Below are 21,357 nucleotides of genomic sequence, written 5' to 3'. Positions count from 1 at the left end.
GCGGCAGAGGTGACTCACTTGCCGTCGACCGGGTCGCCCTCGGCGAGGACCGGCTGGAGGCCCAGGGTGCCGACGAGCTTTTCGCGGTACGCCGGCGTGGACACCTCCTCGAGGCGGGCGCGAGCGGCCTCGAGACGGCCCTCGATGTCGAGACGGGTGCTGACCCGCTCGTTGCCCTCGGTCTCGACGAAGCGGGTGAGCGCCCTGATGGCGGCCTCGGCCTGCTTGCGGTCGTGCTCGACCTTGGCGTCGACGCGCGCGGCGTACCAGTCCGAGGCGAGGATGTTCTCGCGCTCGAACAGGGCGCGGAACTCGGGGCTCTGCAGGGTCCAGCCCTCGGCCGACTTCCCGGAGTACATGATCTCCAGCAGGGCCTTGATCGGCGGGACGGCCCACTCGATCGAGCCGTCGTCGACGTAGTGCTTCGCCACGACCTGGTGGGTCTTGACGATGACGTCGACCGAGTCGGCGAAGATCGCCGGGTCCTGGAGCTCCGGCTTAAGCATCTCCTCGGTGAAGACGACGTCCGGGTGGAGGAAGATCCGAGCGAAGTACGCGTTGGCGAAGGCCCCGTTCATGCGGTAGCCCAGGCGCGAGGCCTCGACCGTGCGGCCCTCGTACTCGAAGTCCTCGATCTTCTCGAGGTAGCCGGCCTCGATGAGGTTGTGCGCGTCGCGCTCCTCCTCGCTCATCCGGGAGAAGATCTCCGGGATGAGCAGGGAGATGTCGTGGGCGACCTTGACCTTCGGGCCGATGTAGCCGGCCGAGGACAGCCAGCCGTCGTAGCCGCCCAGCGCGTAGGAGAGCAGCGAGGCGTTGAGGTCGTAGACCGGGGGCAGCGCGTTGAAGGGGGACTTCGTGAGCGCCCCCTCGCTGCCGGCGCCCGTCGTCGACGGCGACTTGCCCGTCATCGAGGAGATGAACTCCATGAAGAGCTCCGGGAGCTCCATGAAGTGCAACGGGTTGTAGGCGCACAGGGCCGGGACGCCCGGCTCCGGCGGGTTGTTGCGGCGCCCGGCGGCGACGACGTCGACGCTGTGACGGACGGGCTCCGTGAGCGGCACGTCGCGGAAGAGGTGGCTCGTGAGGTCCGCGAGGGCGGCGGGCCGCTTGTCGGCGATGTCCGGTCGCAGCTGGAGGTAGCGCGGGTTCTTCGTCGGGACGCCGCCCACGAGGCGCGGGTTCGCGGTGGAGACCCAGTAGTACTCCTGCGACGGGTCCTCAGTGTCCTCGACGGCCGCCGCGCGACGCACGAGCTCCTGCATGGGCTTGCTGAAGCTCGACAGGCCGGGGGCGTCGGCGACCATGGCGCGGGCGTCCGCCGGGGTGAGCGGCTGGAAGTTCGAGATGAACAGGCCGTCCTTGGACATGTCGGACTCGGTCTGCTTGTCGTAGCCGCGCACGATCGCGTCGTCGGGGCGCTGGAAGAGCAGGGACTCGCAGTTCGTGACGAACTTGCGAGAGACGCTCGAGCCCTTCGTCGACTCGAAGCCCGCCGGGACGACGATCGAGGCCGAGATGTCGTCCTCGGTCTGGACCTTCGCAGCGGGGGAGAAGTCAGGGCGCAGGGAGAGCAGGCGCCACGCGCCGTCGTCCTCGAAGCCCACGCGGAGCATGTTGACCTTGACGATCTCACCGTCCAGGCGCAGGGAGTTGCCCTGGCGGCCGTTGATGCCGGCGACGGAGAAGTGGCTGCGCCAGTCCTCGCCCCACGAGGGCTCGGAGTAGCGCTTGACCGTGTAGAGGAGCTCCTTGACGTGCGCCGGGATCGACTCGATGAGGGCGTTGTGCTCGTCGGTGTACCTCTCGGAGCGGGTGAACAGCTTGATGACGGAGCCGAGCGAGCGGTCGGCGTCGAGGATGCCGCGGTGGTCCTTGCCGTTGCGGGCCGGGTCCTTGTAACGGTCCGAGTAGTCGCGCTCGAGGAGCGCCTCGACGGCGTCGAGGTCGGCCTCGACGTCGTTGACGTAGGCCTCGCCGTAGACGAAGGCGTCGAGGAGAGACTTCGAGATCTCGGACTTGCCGCCGCCGGAGACGGTGGCGGGCTTGTGCGCCTGGGTGGCCCACGGGGCGGTGCCCACGAGGTGCCACTGGCTGCCGTCCTCCTCGCGGTGCTTGGCGTGGACGCGGTAGCCGTTGGGCAGGACGTAGACCTTGTCCGACAGGAGCGGGACGCTCGACTCGGCGGTGCCGTCGGTGCGCGGCCAGGTCACGGTCTGGGTGCGCATCGAGAAGCGGGCGCCGCCGGGGACGAGGACGATCGAGGGGTCGTCGAGCTTGAGGGCCGAGCCGTCGGCCTGGAGCTCGAAGACGCCGGGGTTGCGGCGCAGGACGTGCTCGATGGTGAGGCCCTCGGGGGTGCGCTCGTCCGTGTACTCCTGGCCGAGGTTGTAGCGGGGGTAGGCGAGCGCGCCGCCGGCGTGCTCCTCCTCGACGCAGCCGAAGAGGTTGGCCGAGTACCCGATCTGGGTCTTGACCTCCTTCTTGCCGTAGCCGAAGTAGTTGTCCGCGATGATCGTGACGATGACGCCGCGCTCGTCACGGGCGACCAGCTTGAAGGCCTTGCCCTCGTTGTAGAGCTCGCCCTCGTCCTTCCAGCACATGCCGTCGCGGCGCTGACGCTCGGTCGCGTCCTCCCAGCGGGGCAGGCCCAGCGAGGCCTTCGTGACGTGGTCGAGGTGCGGGGCGAGGATGACGCAGCCGGTGGTGCCGGTCCAGGTCTCCGGGTTGAGGGAGGCGTCGTTCTCGGGGAGGTACGGGTCGCCGCCGTTGCCGAAGATGCCCTCGACGAAGTCCAGGTTGGAGACGAGGCCACCGGGGGTGATGAAGCGCAGCTCCATGCGGCGCTCCGGGGTGTAGCCGGGCACGGCGGGGACGACGATCGGGCGGAGCTGCAGGGAGACGAAGCAGCGGGCTGGCTCCTCCTGGTTCGCGGACCAGGGGAGGGTCATGAGGTCGTCGGGCGCCTGGAAGGCCAGCTCGAGGAGCTTGGCGAAGACGGAGCGGGGGACGGCCTTCTTGTCGTCCGGGATCGGCAGGCCGCCCTCGGCGACGTGGAAGACGCCGGCGGTGGTGCGGCGGTCGTTGCGCGGGTTGTGGAGGACGCCCTGGGCGATCTTGTAGCTCTCCACGTAGGGCGACTTGAAGCTCGTGGCGTCCATGGGGATGGACAGCGCACGGGACAGGCCCGGCTGGTCCAGGACGAAGGTCTCGCCGGGCAGGCGCGGGTGGACCTCCTCCTCGGCGAGGTAGGAGTCGAGGAAGGCCTGGATGCGGCGGTCGGCCGCGCAGGGGCGGTTAGCCAGACGACGGCCCATCTCGCGCTGGCGGGCGATGATGGGGGAGACGAGCTTCTCGGTGACGGGGTCGCCCGCGTCGGCCGGCGAGTCGACGCCGAGGAGCTGGAGGCGGAGGGCGATCGCGGAGTTGAGCGCGTCGGTCTCGGGGGTCGTGGCAGCAACGTCAGTTGAGTCCATGGCACGAGGGTAGCGGTTGTGTGTGACGCGCAACCGACCGGTTCGTCCTACGTCGTGGATCACACCCGAGGCGGCCCGTCGGTGCAGCTTCCGCCGCCCGGCGCGACGTCGTCGGAGTCACCCCGCGGCCTCACAGGAAACGTGCGGGCCGTGCTCCGGATGCTCCGTGTCCTCAGTCGGCGAGGTAGCGGCGCCCGTCCGGCCGGCTCCCTCCTCACCTACCCGGAACGCACCCGTACGGCGAGACCATGCCCTCAGTTCCGCGGCACGGTGCGCCTCCTAGTGGTCCAGTCGAGCCCGGCCCGCCATACTTGGCCGCAGTCAGGGATGGTGGGACCATCCGCCCCGTGGCCGGTACCGGCCCACTGAGGAGAATCGAGGATCGCGTGGCAGACTCCGCGAACCAGGACGGCGCCCGCAAGGGCAGGAAGCTGTCCGACGCCGCCAAGGCCGGGCGCTCGTCGTCGCACCCCAAGCGGGGCTCCGGCTCCGCTGGGTCCGAGGACCTTCCGGCCTCGATCCCGCCCGGGGGCCGCTCGCGCGACCCGCAGGGCTCCGGCTCGTCCACGAAGAAGCCCGCTAGGGCTACGAGCGCGTCGAAGGGCTCCTCGAAGGGCTCAGCCAAGGACGGCGCGAAGGCCGCCGCAACGGGCTCAGCCGCCGTCGCCACCAAGCCGAAGAGCTGGCGGCGCCACGTCAACTACCCGCGCCGCGGCCTCGGCCCGGTGCACCGCTGGGTGCCCTCGTGGCGCTTCGTCCTCGGCTGCTTCCTCGGGCTCATCGCCCTCATGGTCCTCGCCTTCGCGGTGTCCTACGCCGTCATCAGGGTCCCTCAGCCCAGCCAGTTCGCCCAGGCCCAGACCACGACCGTCTACTACGCCGACGGCAAGACGGAGATGGGCACCTTCGCGGAGGTCGACCGCACCATCATCGACACCTCGAAGCTCCCGGACTACGTCGGCAAGGCCGTCGTCGCCTCCGAGGACCGCACGTTCTACTCCAACAACGGCGTCGACCCCAAGGGCATCATCCGTGCCTTCGTCAACAACATGCGCGGCGGCGCCACCCAGGGCGCCTCGACGCTGACGCAGCAGTACATCAAGAACTACTACGTCGACACGACCTCCTCGTACTCCGGCAAGTTCAAGCAGGCCATCATGGCCATCAAGATCGACCGCGAGATGAGCAAGGACGAGATCCTCGACTCCTACCTCAACACGGTGTACTTCGGCCGCGGGGCCTACGGCATCCAGGCCGCCTCCAAGGCCTTCTTCAACAAGGACGCCCAGGACCTCACCGTCTCCGAGTCGGCGCTCCTGGCCGGCATCCTGCCCGCCCCGAGCGCCTGGGACCCGGCCGTCGACGCCACCGCCGCGAAGCAGCGATGGGAGCGCGTCATGAAGTACGAGCTCGAGGACGGCTACATCACCCAGGACGAGTACGACCAGGCCGCCTTCCCGGAGACCACCACCGAGGCGCAGCAGGAGACCTACTCCGGCACGAACGGCTACCTGCTCCAGATGGTCCGCGACGAGCTCAAGGACGACGCCGACATCTCCTACGAGCAGACCGACACCGGCGGCTACAAGATCACGACGACGATCAACAAGACCGACCAGGACGCCGCCGTCGCCGCCGTGAACGACCTGCCCGAGGGCGCGTCCGCGGACCTGCGCAAGGCGCTCGTCTCCGTCGACGTGTCCACCGGAGGGATCCTCGCGCTCTACGGCGGCGAGGACTACCTCAAGAACCAGGTCAACACCGCCACCGACGCCGTCGCCCAGGCCGGCTCGACCTTCAAGCCCTTCGCGCTCGTGGCCGCCCTCGAGAACGGCGACACCCTCGCCAACGGCTACTCCGGCGCCTCGCCCATGACGATCGAGGGGACCTCCTTCCACAACTACGCGAACGTCTCCTACGGCTGGTGCAACCTCATCAAGGCGACCACCTACTCCATCAACACGGTCTACCTGCAGCTCAACAAGGACCTCGGTCCGAAGGTGACCAACGAGGTCGCCGTGCGCGCCGGGTACCCGGAGAAGACCTCCGGCCTCGACGAGTACACGCAGAACGTCCTCGGCTCCGCCTCGCCGCACACCATCGACATCGCCACCGCCTACTCGACCTTCGCCAGCCAGGGCACGCGGCGCGACACCCACGTCGTCGCCCAGGTGACGACCGCCGACGGCACCGTCGCCTACACCCCGGACACGACCGGCAAGAAGGTCTTCGACGACGGCGTCATGGCCGACGCGACCTACGCGATGCAGCAGGTCATCAACTCCGGGTCGGGCACCACGGCTCTCAAGCTGGGCCGCCCCGTCGCCGGCAAGACCGGCTCCTCCTCGGACAACAAGTCCGCGCAGTTCGTCGGCTACACGCCCCAGATCGCCACGGCCGTCACCCTCTACCAGACGGGCCCCAACGGTGAGGAGGAGTCGATCACCCCGTGGGGCTACTACGGAGAGATCACCGGCTCGACCTACCCCGCCGACATCTTCACCGAGTACATGAAGACGGCCCTGGAGGACCTGCCCGTCGAGTACTTCCCGGAGCGGACCGACGGCTCCTGGACACCCGGCGGCCTCTACGGCAAGACCCAGGCGGTCCAGCAGGAGACGACCCTGCCGACCCAGGCGCCCGTCCAGACGGAGCAGGCGGAGGAGCCCACGCAGGAGCCGACGCAGGAGGCGACCCAGGAGCCCACGCAGGACGCCGTAGACCCGCAGGCCACCGCCGACGGCGGCGACACCGGCAACGGGGGCGGTGGCGGTGACGGCGGCACGATCGAGGACCCGAGGTCCGGACAGGCGACGGCCGGAACCGACCAGCAACCCGCTGCGCCCGCGTCGCAGGGCGCGGGAGGCTGACCGGCCTCGCGCCGAGCGGGCGGGCCCGGGACCACACAGGTCCCGGGCCCGCCCGTCGTCTTGGGGAGGGGCGGGCCCTCACGTGTCGCACCGCACGTGGTGCCGGTACCCCCGGCCTTCCGGGCCGACGCCGCTCTCCGGTAGGGTCGTGACCTGGCTGCGCCGTCGGGCACCCGCCCGCTCCGACGCACCGAACGCATCGCCCTCCTGTCACGGAGAGACCGTGACCGCCATAGTCCAGAGGAGGTGGGTACCAAGCATGCGTCACTACGAGATCATGATCATCCTCGAGCCCGAGACCGACGAGCGCACCGTCGCTGCGTCCCTCGAGAAGCTGCTGCAGGTCGTCCCCAGCAACGGGGGCACCGTCGACAAGGTCGACGTCTGGGGCAAGCGCCGTCTTGCGTACGACATCAAGAAGAAGTCCGAGGGCTTCTACATCGTCGTCGACATGACCACCACGCCTGAGATCGCCCAGGAGCTCGACCGCCAGCTCGGCCTCAACGAGACCGTCCTGCGCACCAAGCTGCTGCGCCCCGAGGCCTGAGCCTCACTCACCAGGGAACGGAGAGAAGCATGGCCGGAGACACCGTCATCACGATCATCGGGAACCTGACCGCTGACCCGGAGATGCGCTTCACGCCCTCCGGTGCGGCCGTCGCCTCCTTCACGATCGCCTCGACCCCCCGCACGTTCAACCGCCAGACGAACGAGTGGCAGGACGGGGAGACCCTGTTCATGCGCTGCTCCATCTGGCGCGACGCGGCGGAGAACGTGGCCGAGTCCCTCACCAAGGGCATGCGCGTCATCGCCCAGGGACGTCTCCAGCAGCGGTCCTTCCAGACCCGCGAGGGCGAGAACCGCACGGTCGTCGAGATGCAGGTCGATGAGATCGGCCCGTCCCTCCGTCGCGCCAAGGCCCAGGTCACCCGCACCTCGGGTGGCGGCCAGGGCGGCTTCGGTGGAGGCAACGGCGGCTACTCCGGCGGCAACGGCGGTGGCTTCTCCGGCAACGGAGGCGGCTACAACGGTGGCAACGGAGGCGGCTACTCCGGAGGCAACGGCGGAGGCCAGCAGGGCAGCTACAACGCCCCGCAGGGCGGCGCCTCCGACGACCCGTGGGCCACTGGCGGCTCGACGTCCTTCGGCGACGAGCCCCCGTTCTGATCCTCCGGTCCGACGCCGTCGGCCGGCAGGCAGGCGGCAGGACCCGTTCCCACAGCGCAGCACCCGGCGACGCCGGTGCGCGGCGCACCCACACCAATCTCGTATGAGCGCCCAGGGCGCTCGAAGCAAGGAGTACCACCATGGCGAAGCCTCAGCTTCGTAAGCCGAAGAAGAAGGTCGGCCCGGTCAAGGCCATCAAGGTCGGCACCATCGACTACAAGGACACCGCCACGCTGCGGAAGTTCATCTCCGACCGCGGCAAGATCCGCGCCCGCCGCGTCACCGGCGTCTCCGTCCAGGAGCAGCGCAAGATCGCCAAGGCCGTGAAGAACGCCCGCGAGATGGCTCTGCTGCCCTACTCGAGCTCTGCTCGCTGATCGGAGGCCTGAGACATGACCACCAAGCTCATCCTCACGCACGACGTCTCCAACCTCGGCACCACCGGCGAGGTCATCGAGGTCAAGGACGGCTACGCCCGCAACTACCTCGTGCCCCGCGGCCTGGCCACCCCGTGGACCAAGGGCGCCCAGAAGCAGATCGACCAGATGGCCGAGGCCCGCCGCAAGCGCTCCATCGACTCCCTCGAGCAGGCCCAGACGGGCCGCGCCTGGCTGCAGGAGAACGTCGTCACGGTCACCGCGACCGCCGGCGCCAACGGCCGCCTCTTCGGTGCCGTCACCACCGCCGACCTGGCGGACGCCGTCAAGGCCGCGGGCGGCCCCGCCCTCGACCGCCGCAAGATCGAGGTCGTCCCCCCGATCAAGTCGACCGGCCGCCACAGCGCCTCCGTGCGTCTGCACGCCGACGTCGTCGCGCCCCTCGAGGTCAACGTCGTCGCCGCTCGCTGAGCCCTCAGCGCTCGCTGACTGAAGGAGCCCCGGTCACCCCTCGCGGGTGGCCGGGGCTCCGTCGTGCGTGCTGCCCGGCCCCGGCTGTGGGGGCGGACCGCACTCCTGAGGGCGGTCCCCCGCGCCGAGATCGAAGGGTACGGACCCACATCGCACCGTCAGCTGTCGATCTGGATCCGTACCCTTCGAACTGGGTGAGCAGAAGCCACGGCCCTCGTCCTCAGCGCTCCACAGGAGGCCGCCGTGCGGGGGGCCGACGGCGTGCCTGGGGACGAGACCGGTCACGGACTGGCGATGCGGCGAGCCTGGTGCCATGGAGCACTACCCGGAGCCCCCGACCATTCCCCTCATCCTGCCCGCGCCCGACGTTCCGGGTGACGCCGACGATCGCGTCCGCGTCTCGCGAGGGTGGTACGCGTCGCTCGCCGTCGACGGTCCGGCCTGGGAGCGCCGACGCCGGGCGAGCCTTGCACGCTGCGCCGCCGTTCTCGCGATGACGTCCGCCCAGTGCCTCAGCCACGAGTCAGCGGCGCTCGTCCACGGCCTGTGGATGCGTGCTCAGGAGCCGGACGTGAGCGTCATCGTCCGATCGAATCCGCCTCGCACGACGATGCCGTTGCCTCCAGTGGCCGGTGGGCGCAGCGGTGTTAGCCTGCGTCGTCGACGGGTGTGGGTGACTGCGGAGGACGTGGTCACCGTCAGTGGGCTGCGGGTCACCAGCCTGCGCCGGACCGCGCTCGACTGCGCTTTCGATCTTCCGGCTCGCGAGGCCGTGTGCGTCGTCGACTCGGCCCTGCGGGCGCTGTGCCGTCCCTCGCGCACTGGGCGCCGTGACTCGGAGCGGCGACTGAGCCTTGAGCTGGATCGGCTTCGTCGCGCGATCGGGGCCCAGGGGCCGCGCCGCGGACGTCGTCGGGCTCTCGACGTCGTCGCGATCGCATCCGGTTGGGCGGAGTCTCCGGGGGAGTCGGTCCTGAGGTGGTTCGTACGGGCGATCGGGCTTCCCGAACCGGGCCTTCAGTACGGCATCGAGGTGCCGCGGACAGGTGAGCGCTTCTTCCCGGACCTCATGTGGCCGAGCCTGCGGATCTACCTGGAGTTCGACGGCGACCTCAAGTACCAAGCGCCGGCGGACCTGCTGCGTGAGAAGCGGAGGCGTGACGAGCTCGCGCGTCTTGGCTGGCGGTGCGTGCACGTCACGTGGCGCGACCTGAATGACCTGGAGCGGCTCCGCGGGACGATCCTGGCGCTGTTCCCCGATGACGTCGTGCGAGCCCTGGTGCCCGTGCGTGACCTGTGGTGCTGAGCGGCGCCGAGATCGAAGGTTGCCGGCCCAGTTCGAGGGCTGGTGGTGCGATCTCGCGACCGACCCTTCGATCTCGGCGCGTGGAGGGTGGGGACAGGGACGTGGGCGGGGCGCGGGCGGCGGGTGGTGCTCAGTGGCGCCAGGCGTCGGTGCGGGCGCGCAGGCCCGTCGTCAGGCAGCGCGCGCCCATGAAGACCCACGCGAAGGCTCCCCAGAGCCACAGGAGCCCGTGCGGGCCCGCGACCGGCCAGCCGTGGCCGACGGCGATGGCGAGCGGCACGTAGGGCACGAGGTTCGCCATCCCCGCCCACGCGAGGTACCGGCCGTCGCCGGCGCCCATGAGGACCCCGTCGAAGAGGTAGACCGCACCGGCCAGCGGCATCGCGGTCGCGACGACCACGAGGGCCGGCGTCGCGAGCGAGGTGACGGCCAGGTCGGAGGAGAAGGCGCGCGGGAGCCACGGGCTGAGGACGGCGAGCACGACGCCGATCGCGGCGCCCGTGACGACGCCCCACGTAAGGCAGCGGCGCAGGACGACGTCGACCGGCAGCGCGGGCTCCGGTGTCGCTCTGACGGCAGCCTCGGTGGCGGCGCCCGGTCGACCGGTGGGTGGCCGTGCGTCGTCGGTGGAGGTGCGGACGAGGTCCGCCTCTACCGTGCCGTCCTGCTCGGCCGATCCGGCCAGGTCCGCGGCGTCGGCCTGGCCCAGGGCTGTCCCGATGAGCGCCTGCGCCGCGATGGCGAGGGCGTCCAGGGCGAAGGCCGCGAAGCTCCACAGCGAGTTGACGACCTGGTGCGCCGCGAGCGGCACGGCTCCGAGCGCCGTCGCCGCCCACACGGTCGTGAGGATGGCGACGCGCAGCGAGAGCGTGCGGACGAGCAGCGGGGTCCCGGCGCCCAGCGACGCGGAGAGGCCGTTCCTGTGCGGTGCGAGGCCGACGCCCTCGGCCCGTGCCGCCCGGACCACCGGCGCGGCCAGGGCCACTGCCATGGAGGTCTGCGCAATGGCCGTTCCCAGGCCGGATCCGGCGACCCCCATCCCGACGCCGTAGAGCAGGATCGCGTTGATGACGACGTTGAGGACGGCGCCGGCCGTCGCCACGACGAAGGGGGTGCGGGTGTCGAGGAGCCCGCGGAGCGTCCCGGTCGTCGCGTAGACGATGAGCATGCCTGGTAGCCCGACTGACGAGGCTCGGAGGTAGGAGGTGGCCGCGTCGGCGACGTCGCCTCGTGCCCCGAGGACGTGGACGAGCCAGGGGGCCAGCGCGAGGAGGAGGGCGCCGGCGACGAGTCCGATGAGCGCGGCGAGCCAGGCGCCGTCGACGCCGGCCCGCAGGCCCCCGCGGCGGTCCCCCGCGCCGAAGCGGCGGGCGGTGGTCGCCGTCGTCGCGTAGGCGAGGAAGACGAAGAGGCCGACGGCGGTCGTGAGGACCGTCGAGGCCAGGGAGAGCCCGGCGAGGCTGACCGAGCCGAGGTGCCCGACCATGGCGGAGTCGATGAGGACGAAGAGAGGTTCGGCGACGAGCGCGCCCAGGGCGGGCAGCGCGAGGGAGAGGACGCGTCGGTCCAGGTCGGCTGGTGCCTCCGGATGACGGGACCGGGACGCTGTCGCTCCGGGTCTGGTCGGGCATCGACGCGGGTGGTGGCGGGCTGGGGTGTCGGGCACGTCTTCCTCATGGGATCGGGGGCCTGCAGTGTCTCACGCGTCCCCTGGGGATAACTCGCCCCACGAGCACCGCAAGTCCCCGCAGCCACCGCCGCAAACGCCGAGTCACACGGACGTCATCCACAGAGAATCCCACTTATCCACAGATTCGCCGCGAATCTCGACAACGCCGGACTGTGGGCGGGAGAGCCATGAGAAAACGTTGGAACTACGGTAAGTAGTGTGTCGGTTCCGCGTGCGGTGGACGGCCGTGCACACCGCGGTCCACACCGGGGACGGCGCGTCGCCCCCAGGATCGACCCCGCAATCCACACCTGATCCCCACTTGTCCACAGGTGTGCCGTCGGAGCTGTTTGCCAGGCCCCTGGCGCAGCGTTATCGTCACGCGCGCGGACCGCCCGGGAGCCGCGCTGAGGAGGCAGGCATGACGGACATCGGTCAGGCGAGCGGACCCCGCTTCGAGCCCCGGCGCGGTGAGAACGACGGCGGTCCCGCCGAGTCCGGCGGCGCCCGCTTCGACGGCGTCTTCGACCGCGTCCCGCCCCAGGACCTCGACGCCGAGATGGCCACCCTCGGCGGCATGCTGCTGAGCAAGGAGGCTGTCACCGACGTCATCGAGGTGCTGCGCGGCCCCGAGTTCTACAAGCCCGCGCACGAGGAGATCTTCGACGCCATCGTCCAGGTCTACAACCGCTCCGAGCCCGCGGACGCCCTCATCGTCGGCGACGAGCTCGCCAAGCGCGGCCAGCTCGAGCGCGTGGGCGGCGCCCCCTATCTCGCCAGCCTCATGGCGGCCGTCCCCACCGCCGCCAACGCCGCCTACTACGCGCGCATCGTCCGCGAGAAGGCCCTCATGCGCGGCCTCGTTCAGGCGGGCACGCGCATCACCCAGCTCGGCTACTCCACCGACGCCGGCGACATCGCCGAGCTCGTCACCCTCGCCGAGGCGGAGGTCTACTCCGTCGCGCACACGGAGGGCGAGAAGGAGGACTACATCGCCGTCGGGGAGCTCCTCAACGAGGCCAACCTCGAGATCGAGGCCGGCCAGTCCCGCGAGAACGGCGCCATGACAGGCGTCCCTACCGGCTTCGTCGAGCTCGACGAGCTGACCGGCGGACTCCACCCCGGGCAGATGATCATCGTCGCCGCACGCCCCGCCATGGGCAAGTCGACGCTGGCGGTCGACTTCTGCCGCTCCGCGTCGATCCACTCGCGCGACGAGAACGGCGACCTCATCCCGTCCTGCTACTTCTCGCTCGAGATGGGCCGCATGGAGCTCATGATGCGCATCCTCGCCGCGGAGTCCGGCGTCTCGATGAACAAGCTGCGCGGTGGCTCCCCGATGGACGAGCGCGACTGGGAGGACGTCGCCCGCGCGTACAACCCGGTGAGCGAGGCGCCGCTCTACATCGACGACTCCCCGAACCTCACGATGCCGGAGATCCGCTCCAAGGCCCTGCGCCTCAAGCAGCAGAACAAGCTCGGCCTCATGGTCATCGACTACCTGCAGCTCATGAGCTCGGGCAAGCGCGTCGAGTCGCGTCAGCAGGAGGTCTCCGAGTTCTCCCGGTCCCTCAAGCTGCTCGCCAAGGAGCTCGAGATCCCCGTCATCGCGGTCGCCCAGCTGAACCGAGGCCCGGAGCAGCGCACCGGCAACAAGCCGCAGATGTCCGACCTGCGCGAGTCCGGGTCGCTGGAGCAGGACGCCGACATCATCATGCTGCTGCACCGCCCGGAGTACTACCAGGAGGAGGAGCGCCCGGGCGAGGCGGACATCATCGTGGCCAAGCACCGCAACGGCCAGACGCGCACCATCCCCGTCGCCTTCCAGGGCCACCTCTCGCGCTTCGCCAACATGGCGCGCGACGTCACCCCCGAGCCCGACTACGAGTGAGCGCCCCTCCGGCGCCCCCACCCCTCACGCAGAGCTCGGCCGGTCCGCGTACGGATCGGCCGAGCTCGCTGCCGTGGAGGCCGTCACTCGGTGGGTGAGCCGGGTGCGGGCTCACTCGCCCTGGTACCAGCCCTGCCAGACGTAGGTGAAGGGGATGTTGCCGCGCATGCCGATGGAGGCGTTGACGACGTTCTTGGCGGTCACGGCCGCCTCGAGCGGGGTGGCTCCCTTGGCGAGCTCCGCGGTGACGGCGGCGGCGAGGGTGCAGCCGGCTCCGTGGACGCGGACGTCGCCGACGGCCTCGGTCTCGAGGACCTCGAGCGTGGTGCCGTCGTAGAAGACGTCGAGGGCGGTGCCGGTGCCGAGGCTCGGGCCGGCCTTGGCCAGCACGTTCGGGACGCCCTGGTCGTGGATGCGCTTGGCCGCGTCCTTGAGCTGCTCGACGGTCGTGATCTCGTCCATGCCGGCCAGCGTCGCGGACTCGAAGAGGTTCGGGGTCGTCATCGTGGCGCGGGGGAGGATCTTGGCGCGCAGGGCGTCGTCGACGGCCTTGGCCTCCGCGAACTCCTGGCCCTTGCACACGAGCACCGGGTCGAGGACGACGTTCTTGAAGTCGTAGGTCTCCAGCGCCTCGTCGACCGCGTTGATGGTGGGCTGGGAGCCGAGCATGCCGATCTTGACGGCGTCGATGCGCGGGTTGACGCCGACGCAGGCCTCGATCTGGTCGAGGATGACCTGCGGCTCGATGCCGACGACGCGGTGGTCGAAGTCCTTCTTCGGGTCCATCGAGACGATGCAGGTCAGGGCCACGCAGCCGTAGACGCCGAGCTGCTGGAAGGTCTTGAGGTCGGTCTGCGCGCCGGCGCCTCCGGAGGCCTCGGAGCCGGCGATGGCGAGGGCGATGGGCGGGATGGTCTTGACAGGGTCGCTCCCGGCGCCTCCGGAGGCCTCGGAGCCGGCGATGGCGAGGGCGATGGGCGGGATGGTCTTGACAGGGTCGCTCATGGGGGGGAAGCGTGCCCCCGCGCGGGCCCGGGGACAAGCCCGGTTCCGGTCGCCTCGTCCGGTGACCGTGCGCGACCGGCTGAGTGCCGCACGCCGGCACGGCCGGTACGACGACGGCGGGGCCGGACCCGGCAGGCTGCTGCTGTCCAGGATCCGGCCCCGCCGTCGGCGGTGCGCGGTGCGTCAGGCGCTGGCGACGGTGAAGCGCTCCGTGCGGTGGGCGTCGTTCTCGGCCTCGTCGACGAGGGCGAGGGCCATGTCCTCCGCGGCGAGGCGCTCACCGGCGGGGGAGTCCTTGCCGACGACGTAGGCGCCCGAGGCGCGGCCCTCGGGGTACAGCGGGGCGGGGGAGATGAAGCTCCAGCGGACGGCGGTGCCGGCGGCGCGGAGGTCCTCGAGGACCTCCGCGTAGGCGAGGGCCTCCGGCTTCCAGTCGTCCGGGAAGTCGCCGTCGACGAGGCGCTTGCCCTCGGCGTCGAGCAGCGAGCCGGCGCCGCCCACGACGATGAAGCGGCCCGTGGGGGCGGCGGCGATGAGGTTGCGGTAGATCTCCGGGGCCTTCTCGGCGAGGCCGCCGATGGCGAGGATCGTGGCGTCGTTGCCGTTGATGAGGTCGACGAGGTCGGAGGTCTTGGCGACGTCGACCTGGACGTTCTTGTCCGCGGCCTCGTGCTCGCTGCCGGAGCGGGTCGCGTTGGTGACGGTGTGGCCGCGGCGCTTGGCCTCGGCGATGACAGCCTTGCCGGTGCGTCCGGTGCCACCGATGACGGCGATGTTCATGGGTTTCTCCTTCGCGGGAACGGGCCCCGGTACGGCGCGGTGGCGTCGACGTCGGCCCGATCGGGTGCGCCATTGAAGACGCAACGACTCCCTCGGGACGTTACCCGCGGGCCGTGCTCCACGCACCCCCGGTGCGCCGCCGGTGAACGACGGCGCGCCGAGGCGCGCACGGGCCGCCGGCCCGGGCTCCCGGGCGCAGGACCCGCCCGCACGCCCCGCAGGAGGCGCCGCCCGGCCGCAGGTCGGGCAAGCACTCCCCGAACCACCCCGAATCGTGGACGATGGGCCCATGAGCGCGAAGAAGCAGCCCGCCCCCTCCCCGGCCCCCGTCCCGTCCTCACTCCAGGCGTCCACCGAGGCCTTCGCCGCCGGCTCGCACGTCCCCGCCGTCGTGCGTGACGCCGTCGACGCCGTCCTCGACGCCGCCGGCGTCACGGGCTCGGACCGCGCCATCCTCACCACCCGCATCGAGCAGTGGTACCCCGACGTCGCCGACGGCCTCACCACCCTCTACGGGGAACCCGCCGCCACGGACAGCGCGGTCGCCCTCCTCGCCGCCGCGGCGAGGGCCTACACCGAGCGCTCCGCCGCGCTGCGCCGCCTCGACCTCGCCCGCACGCTCAACCCCACCTGGGCTCAGGACCCGAGCCGCATCGGCTACGCCGGCTACACCGAGCGCTTCGCCGGCGACCTGCGCGGCGTCGAGAAGCGCATCCCCTACCTGCGCGAGCTCGGCGTCTCCTACCTCCACCTTATGCCGCTGCTCACCCCGCGCCCCGGCGACTCCGACGGTGGCTACGCCGTCGCCGACTACCGCCAGGTCCGCCCCGACCTCGGCTCCATGGACGACCTCGAGCACCTCACCGGCGAGCTGCGCAAGGAGGGGATGAGCCTCGTCGTCGACCTCGTCCTCAACCACGTCGCCAAGGAGCACGAGTGGGCCGAGCGCGCCCGCAAGGGCGAGCAGCGCTACCGGGACTACTTCTTCATCTACCCCGACCGCACCGAGCCCGACGAGTACGAGAAGACCCTCCCGGAGATCTTCCCCGACTTCGCCCCCGGCAACTTCACGTGGGACGACGCCGCGGGCGGCTGGGTGTGGACCACCTTCAACTCCTTCCAGTGGGACCTCAACTGGCGCAACCCCGCCGTCATGGGCGAGTTCGTCGACATCATCCTGGGCCTCGCCAACCGCGGCGTGGAGGTCCTGCGCCTCGACGCCATCGCCTTCACCATCAAGCGCAAGGGCACCGACTGCCAGGGTCAGCCCGAGGTCCACGCCATCACCGAGGTCCTGCGTGCGATCACCCGCATCGCCTGCCCCGCCATCGACCTCAAGGCCGAGGCCATCGTCGCGCCGAGCGAGCTCCTCCAGTACCTCGGGCAGGGCAAGTACACGGGCAAGGTCTCCGACCTCGCCTACCACAACTCCCTCATGGTCCAGGTCTGGTCCATGCTCGCCGCCCGCAACGTCACCCTCGGAGCCCACGCCCTGCGCTCCCTGCCGGTCGAGCCGAGCACCGCCACCTGGATCACCTACATCCGCTGCCACGACGACATCGGCTGGGCCATCTCCGACGACGACGCCGCCGGCGTCGGCCTCGAGGGCTACTGGCACCGGGTCTTCCTCTCCGACTGGTACGCGGGCCTCTACCCGGGCTCGGACGCCCGCGGCCTCGTCTTCCAGTACAACCCGGTCACCAACGACCGCCGCATCGCGGGCACCGCCGCCTCCCTCATCGGGATCGAGGCCGCCGCCGAGGCCGTCGAGGGCATCGACGACGACACTCCCGCCTGGCAGGAGGAGGAGACTCGCACCTGGCTCGAGGAGCGCCTCAACGCCCTGCGCATGGCCAACGCCATCATCTACGGCTGGGGCGGGATCCCCGTCATCTGGTCCGGTGACGAGCTCGCCCAGCTCAACGACCCCAACTGGGACACCGAGGAGGGCCACGAGGCCGACTCCCGCTGGGCCGGCCGCCCGCGCCTGGACGAGTCGCGCGTCGCCAACCGCCACGACCGCTCCACCATCGAGGGCCGCGTGTTCTCCTACCTCGCCCACATGGGCAAGGTGCGGGCGAGCCTGCCGCAGCTGAGCGCCGACGTGCGCACGCAGGTCGCCCCGGTCGACGACGAGGGCGTCCTCGTCACCTTCCGGGACCACCCGCGCGGCAGCTTCGTCGGCGTCTACAACGTGACGCCCGACTGGCGGCACGTCCCCGCCTGGCGCCTCGCCGAGTACGGCGTGCTGGGCGCTGAGGACGCGCTCACCGGCACCGTGCCCAGCGGCTCGACGACGCTCGAGGGTGCCGGCGACGGCCTGGTGCCCGTGCCGCCCTACGCCGCCTGGTGGCTCGTCCGCCCGACGGACTGAGGCCTAGCGCTCCACGAGCCAGGCATTCCTGAACGAGCCTGACGCCGACGTCGTCGCGCTCGTCCAGGAGTGTCTGGCTCGTCGTCGCTGGCGGGTGGATCGGCGGGGGAACCCGCGTACCGCCCCTCCTGGAGGGCCGCGCCGACCGTGCATGATGGGGCGCATGACCACCCGTCACGACCTCGGCCCCGGGTCCGCCACCAGCGACACGCCCGCCGCCCCGCCCGCCCCGTCCGCCCTCCCGGTCTCCGCTGTCAGCGCCGACGCCGCCCGGGACAGCGTCCTCCACACCGCTGAGCTCGACGCCTCCACGCCCGCCGCCCTCATGGCCGGGGAGATCACCGCCGAGCAGGCGGCACGGCCCCTGTCCGTCTTCGACCTCCTGCGCATCGGCATCGGTCCGTCCTCCTCGCACACCGTCGGCCCCATGCGCGCCGGGCGCGCCTTCGCCGCTGAGCTCGCCGGGATCGTCGTCGCCGACTCCGCGGCCCGGGTGGCCGTCGACGGCGGTGCGCCCGGATCCGCCCCCTCCTCCACCCAGTGCATCGAGCCGGTCACGCGCGTCACCGTCGAGCTCTACGGCTCGCTCGGCGCCACCGGCCGCGGGCACGCCACCGACTCCGCCGTCGTCATGGGCCTGGCCGGCTACGAGCCCGAGACGGTTCCCTCCGAGGTCTGCGAGACGCTCATGGGGGAGGTGACCGCCCGAAGCGTGCTCGACGTCGCCGGGGTCGGCGAGCTCCCCTTCGCCCCCGCGACCGACATCCACTTCCTGCCCGGCCGCGTGCTGCCCTACCACGTCAACGGCATGACCATCACCGCCTACTGCGCCGCCGGCGGTGAGGTCCTGCGCCGCACCTTCTACTCCGTGGGCGGCGGCTTCGTCATGGAGGACGTCGGCGAGCCCGGCGCCCCCTCCATCCGCGCCCTCGCCACCGCCGCCGCTGCTGAGGCCCACGCCACCCCCGCGCCGTACCCCTTCTCCTCCTCCGCCGAGCTCCTCGAGATCTGCGAGCGCGAGGGCCTGCGGGTCTCCGAGGTCGTCATGGCCAACGAGGCCTCGGCCCGTGGCGAGGAGGCCGTCCTGGCCTACCTCGACCGCCTCCACGAGACGATGAGCGCTTGCGTCGAGGCCGGGATGAGCGCCGACGGGATCCTGCCCGGCGGGCTGGGCGTCCAGCGCCGGGCCAAGGCCCTCCACGAGCGGCTCAAGGCGCAGTCCACCGGCCCGGCCGCCCGGTTCACGCTGGCGGACCCGCTGCGCGGCATGGACTGGGTGGACCTCTACGCGCTCGCGGTCAACGAGGAGAACGCGGCCGGTCGCCGCGTCGTCACGGCGCCGACGAACGGCGCCGCCGGCGTCGTCCCGGCCGTGATGCGCTACTACGAGGACTTCATCCCGGGCGCTGACGCCGAGGGGCTGCGCCGCTACTTCCTCGCCGCGACCGCCGTCGGCAGCCTCATCAAGACGAACGCCTCGATCGCCGGCGCGGAGGTCGGTTGCCAGGGCGAGGTCGGGTCGGCATCCTCAATGGCGGCCGCCGGGCTCGCCGAGGCGCTCGGGGGAACGCCCGCGCAGGTGGAGAACGCCGCCGAGATCGCCATGGAGCACAACCTCGGCCTCACCTGCGACCCGGTGGGCGGGCTCGTCCAGATCCCCTGCATCGAGCGCAACGCCGTCGCCGCGGTCAAGGCGATCAACGCCGCCCGCATGGCGCTGTGGGGGGAGGGGCGCCACCAGGTCAGCCTTGACACCGTCATCGAGACCATGCGCCAGACCGGTGAGGACATGCTCTCCAAGTACAAGGAGACCTCGACGGGCGGCCTTGCCGTCAACGTCGTGGAGTGCTGAGGACTGGCGGCCCGGGAGAGCGGTGCGGGCGGAGCGCACGCACGGCTCTCCCGCGTCGTCCACGTGCGTGACCCCCGCCACGTTCCACGTGAAACCGTCCGTCCGTTCCGGGCGTCGGGGTTCGCGTCCGGAACCGACCGCGTGACAGGATCCGCGGCGTGACTGAGCAGACCCACCTCGAGACAGCCCACCCTGACACGGCGCAGGACCAGACGCCGCAGGCGACGCCCGAGCAGGCTCCAGCGTCCACCCGCGCGGACCGGGCCTGGTGGAAGGACGCCGTCGTCTACCAGGTCTACCCGCGCTCCTTCGCGGACCTCGACGGCAACGGCATCGGCGACCTCAAGGGCGTCACCTCCCGCGTCCCCTACCTCAAGGCCCTCGGCGTCGACGCCGTCTGGCTCTCGCCCTTCTACCCGTCCGCGCTCGCGGACGGCGGCTATGACGTCGACGACTACCGCGACGTCGCCCCCGAGATCGGCACCCTCGCCGACTTCGACGAGCTCTCCGACGCGCTCCACGCCGCCGGGATCCGCCTCATGGTCGACCTCGTCCCCAACCACTCCTCCAACCGGCACCGCTGGTTCCGCGCGGCGCTGGCCGGCGGCCCCGACGCCCCCGAGCGCGCGCTCTACCACGTGCGCGAGGGACGCGGCGAGCACGGCGAGGAGCCCCCCAACGACTGGCGCTCCATGTTCGGCGGCTCCATCTGGGAGCGCATCGACGACGTCGACGACGCCGGTCGGCCCCTCACCGGCCCCGGCACCGACCGCCCCTACCAGTGGTACCTCCACATGTTCGCCCTCGAGCAGCCCGACCTGAACTGGGACAACCCCGCCGTCCGCGAGGACTTCAAGGAGACCCTGCGCTTCTGGTGCGACCGCGGCGTGGACGGCTTCCGCGTCGACGTCGCCCCCGGCATGGCCAAGGACCTCACCGACCTCGACCGCCCCTGGTCCGAGATCCCCTGGTGGCCGCTGCCCGAGGACGGCTCCCACCCCATGTTCGACCGCCCCGAGGTCCACGACATCTACCGCGAGTGGCGCGAGGTCCTCGACTCCTACGACCCGCCCCGCTTCGCCGTCGCCGAGGCCGGCGTCCCCGCCTCCCGCCGCCATCTCTACGCGGCCAGCGCCGGCCAGGCCTTCAACTTCCAGATGCAGGACGCCGACTTCACCGCCGCCTCCTACGCCTGGGCTATCGACGCCGGGCTCGCCGACGAGGCCGCCTCCGGCTCCACCACCTGGGTCCTGGGCTGCCACGACGTCTTCCGCGTCGCCTCCCGCTACGCCTTCGACATGGACACGGCCCTCGCAGAGGCCGCCGCGGAGCAGGAGCGTGAGCGCCGTGCCCGTGACGGGGGCGAGGAGGTCGACCCCGCCCACGACGCCGTCTCCGACGACAACTCGTACCCCGCCGGCCACCAGCTCCTCACCGCCCGCCGCTGGGTCCTCGCCGACGGCACGGCCCCGGTGGCGGACGCCGCCGCCGGGGAGCGCCGCGCCAGGGCCGGGGCGCTCGTCGTCATGGCCCTGCCCGGCGCCATGTACGTCTACCAGGGCGACGAGCTCGGCCTGCCGGAGGTCCCCGACATCCCCGAGGACCGCCTCCAGGACCCCATCGCCTTCCGCAACCGCGCCGTCGAGAAGGGGCGCGACGGCTGCCGCGTCCCGCTCCCCTGGACCGCTCAGGGCTCCAGCCACGGCTTCGGGCCCGACGGCGCCACCGAGCCGCACCTGCCCCAGCCCACCGGCTGGGGCGAGTACGCCGTTGACGTCGAGGCCGCGGACCCCGACTCCACCTTGTCCCTGTACCGCGAGGGGCTGCGCCTGCGCCGCGAGCTCTGGGGCGCCGAGAATCAGGGTGAGCTCACCTGGCTGCAGCGCGACGAGCACGTCCTCGGCTTCGAGCGGAGTGGCCTTCAGTGCTGGACCGCCTTCGGCGCCAACCTGGAGCTGCCCGCCGGTGAGGTCCTCCTCGCCAGCGCCCCGCTCGACACCCTCGAGGCTGACGACGGGACCACCGTAAGCGTCCTTCCCGCCGACGCGACCGCCTGGCTCCGACCCGCGCGCTGAGAGCCGGGACGCCGGTGGCCCCGACCCAGCAGCTGGGTCGGGGC

The 21,357-nt window shown here is 71.4% G+C and carries 14 protein-coding genes; 10 read left to right on the top strand and 4 right to left on the bottom strand.

All coding sequences use genetic code 11. The features are described from left to right. Positions 1-14 precede the first annotated feature (14 nt). Positions 15-3,476: a hypothetical protein gene (locus tag IXW69_RS03340; RefSeq protein WP_194784969.1), complete on the bottom strand. Its 3,462-nt coding sequence runs from the start codon at positions 3,474-3,476 to the stop codon at positions 15-17. A gap of 386 nt (positions 3,477-3,862) precedes the next feature. Here IXW69_RS03340 and IXW69_RS03335 point away from each other — a divergent pair, with 386 nt between their 5' ends. The 6 genes from IXW69_RS03335 (at position 3,863) to IXW69_RS03310 (ending at position 9,667) form a co-directional block, all read left to right on the top strand. Then, positions 3,863-6,346, top strand: coding sequence for a transglycosylase domain-containing protein (locus tag IXW69_RS03335; protein ID WP_323745146.1), 2,484 nt, complete (start codon positions 3,863-3,865; stop codon positions 6,344-6,346). A 259-nt stretch (positions 6,347-6,605) separates the two neighbouring features. Then, the gene (rpsF, locus tag IXW69_RS03330; protein WP_006547880.1) at positions 6,606-6,893 is read left to right on the top strand and encodes a 30S ribosomal protein S6; all 288 of its coding nucleotides are present in this window, start codon (positions 6,606-6,608) and stop codon (positions 6,891-6,893) included. A gap of 29 nt (positions 6,894-6,922) precedes the next feature. Then, on the top strand, positions 6,923-7,513 hold the full coding sequence (locus IXW69_RS03325; RefSeq protein WP_194784967.1) for a single-stranded DNA-binding protein: 591 nt from the start codon (positions 6,923-6,925) through the stop codon (positions 7,511-7,513). A gap of 140 nt (positions 7,514-7,653) precedes the next feature. Then, positions 7,654-7,890: a 30S ribosomal protein S18 gene (gene rpsR, locus IXW69_RS03320; protein WP_067779689.1), complete on the top strand. Its 237-nt coding sequence runs from the start codon at positions 7,654-7,656 to the stop codon at positions 7,888-7,890. Positions 7,891-7,905: 15 nt separating this feature from the next. Then, positions 7,906-8,361 carry a 50S ribosomal protein L9 gene (gene rplI / locus IXW69_RS03315; protein WP_194784966.1) on the top strand — a complete coding sequence of 152 codons (456 nt, stop codon included), beginning with the start codon at positions 7,906-7,908 and terminating at the stop codon, positions 8,359-8,361. 571 nt (positions 8,362-8,932) lie between these two features. Next, on the top strand, positions 8,933-9,667 hold the full coding sequence (locus IXW69_RS03310) for a hypothetical protein (protein WP_323745145.1): 735 nt from the start codon (positions 8,933-8,935) through the stop codon (positions 9,665-9,667). Positions 9,668-9,797: 130 nt separating this feature from the next. Here the strand turns inward: IXW69_RS03310 and IXW69_RS03305 are convergent, their stop codons facing one another. Then, positions 9,798-11,333, bottom strand: a complete 1,536-nt coding sequence (locus IXW69_RS03305) for an MATE family efflux transporter (protein ID WP_194784964.1) — start codon at positions 11,331-11,333, stop codon at positions 9,798-9,800. A 424-nt stretch (positions 11,334-11,757) separates the two neighbouring features. On the opposite strand from IXW69_RS03305, the gene dnaB reads away from it, so the two are divergent. Further along, a complete protein-coding gene (gene dnaB / locus IXW69_RS03300) occupies positions 11,758-13,227 on the top strand; it encodes a replicative DNA helicase (protein ID WP_228524666.1) in 1,470 nt (489 codons plus the stop codon). A gap of 111 nt (positions 13,228-13,338) precedes the next feature. Here the strand turns inward: dnaB and IXW69_RS03295 are convergent, their stop codons facing one another. Then, positions 13,339-14,139 (bottom strand): hydroxymethylpyrimidine/phosphomethylpyrimidine kinase, encoded by an 801-nt coding sequence (locus IXW69_RS03295; RefSeq protein WP_194785048.1) that lies wholly within the window; start codon positions 14,137-14,139, stop codon positions 13,339-13,341. Positions 14,140-14,415: 276 nt separating this feature from the next. Beyond that, positions 14,416-15,012 carry an NAD(P)-dependent oxidoreductase gene (locus IXW69_RS03290; RefSeq protein ID WP_194784963.1) on the bottom strand — a complete coding sequence of 199 codons (597 nt, stop codon included), beginning with the start codon at positions 15,010-15,012 and terminating at the stop codon, positions 14,416-14,418. A gap of 289 nt (positions 15,013-15,301) precedes the next feature. Between IXW69_RS03290 and IXW69_RS03285 the strand changes: the two genes are divergently transcribed. From IXW69_RS03285 to IXW69_RS03275, 3 genes are all read left to right on the top strand, one after another. After that, on the top strand, positions 15,302-17,386 hold the full coding sequence (locus IXW69_RS03285; RefSeq protein WP_194784962.1) for an alpha-amylase family protein: 2,085 nt from the start codon (positions 15,302-15,304) through the stop codon (positions 17,384-17,386). A gap of 163 nt (positions 17,387-17,549) precedes the next feature. Then, positions 17,550-19,238, top strand: a complete 1,689-nt coding sequence (locus IXW69_RS03280; RefSeq protein WP_407646521.1) for an L-serine ammonia-lyase — start codon at positions 17,550-17,552, stop codon at positions 19,236-19,238. A gap of 158 nt (positions 19,239-19,396) precedes the next feature. After that, positions 19,397-21,313: a glycoside hydrolase family 13 protein gene (locus tag IXW69_RS03275; protein WP_194784961.1), complete on the top strand. Its 1,917-nt coding sequence runs from the start codon at positions 19,397-19,399 to the stop codon at positions 21,311-21,313. Positions 21,314-21,357: the final 44 nt, after the last annotated feature.

The organism is Actinomyces haliotis (assembly GCF_015355765.1).
Classification (GTDB): Bacteria; Actinomycetota; Actinomycetes; order Actinomycetales; family Actinomycetaceae; genus Actinomyces; species Actinomyces haliotis.
Note: the sequence above shows the minus strand (reverse complement) of the source record. Positions and strands in the feature narration are given on the sequence as shown.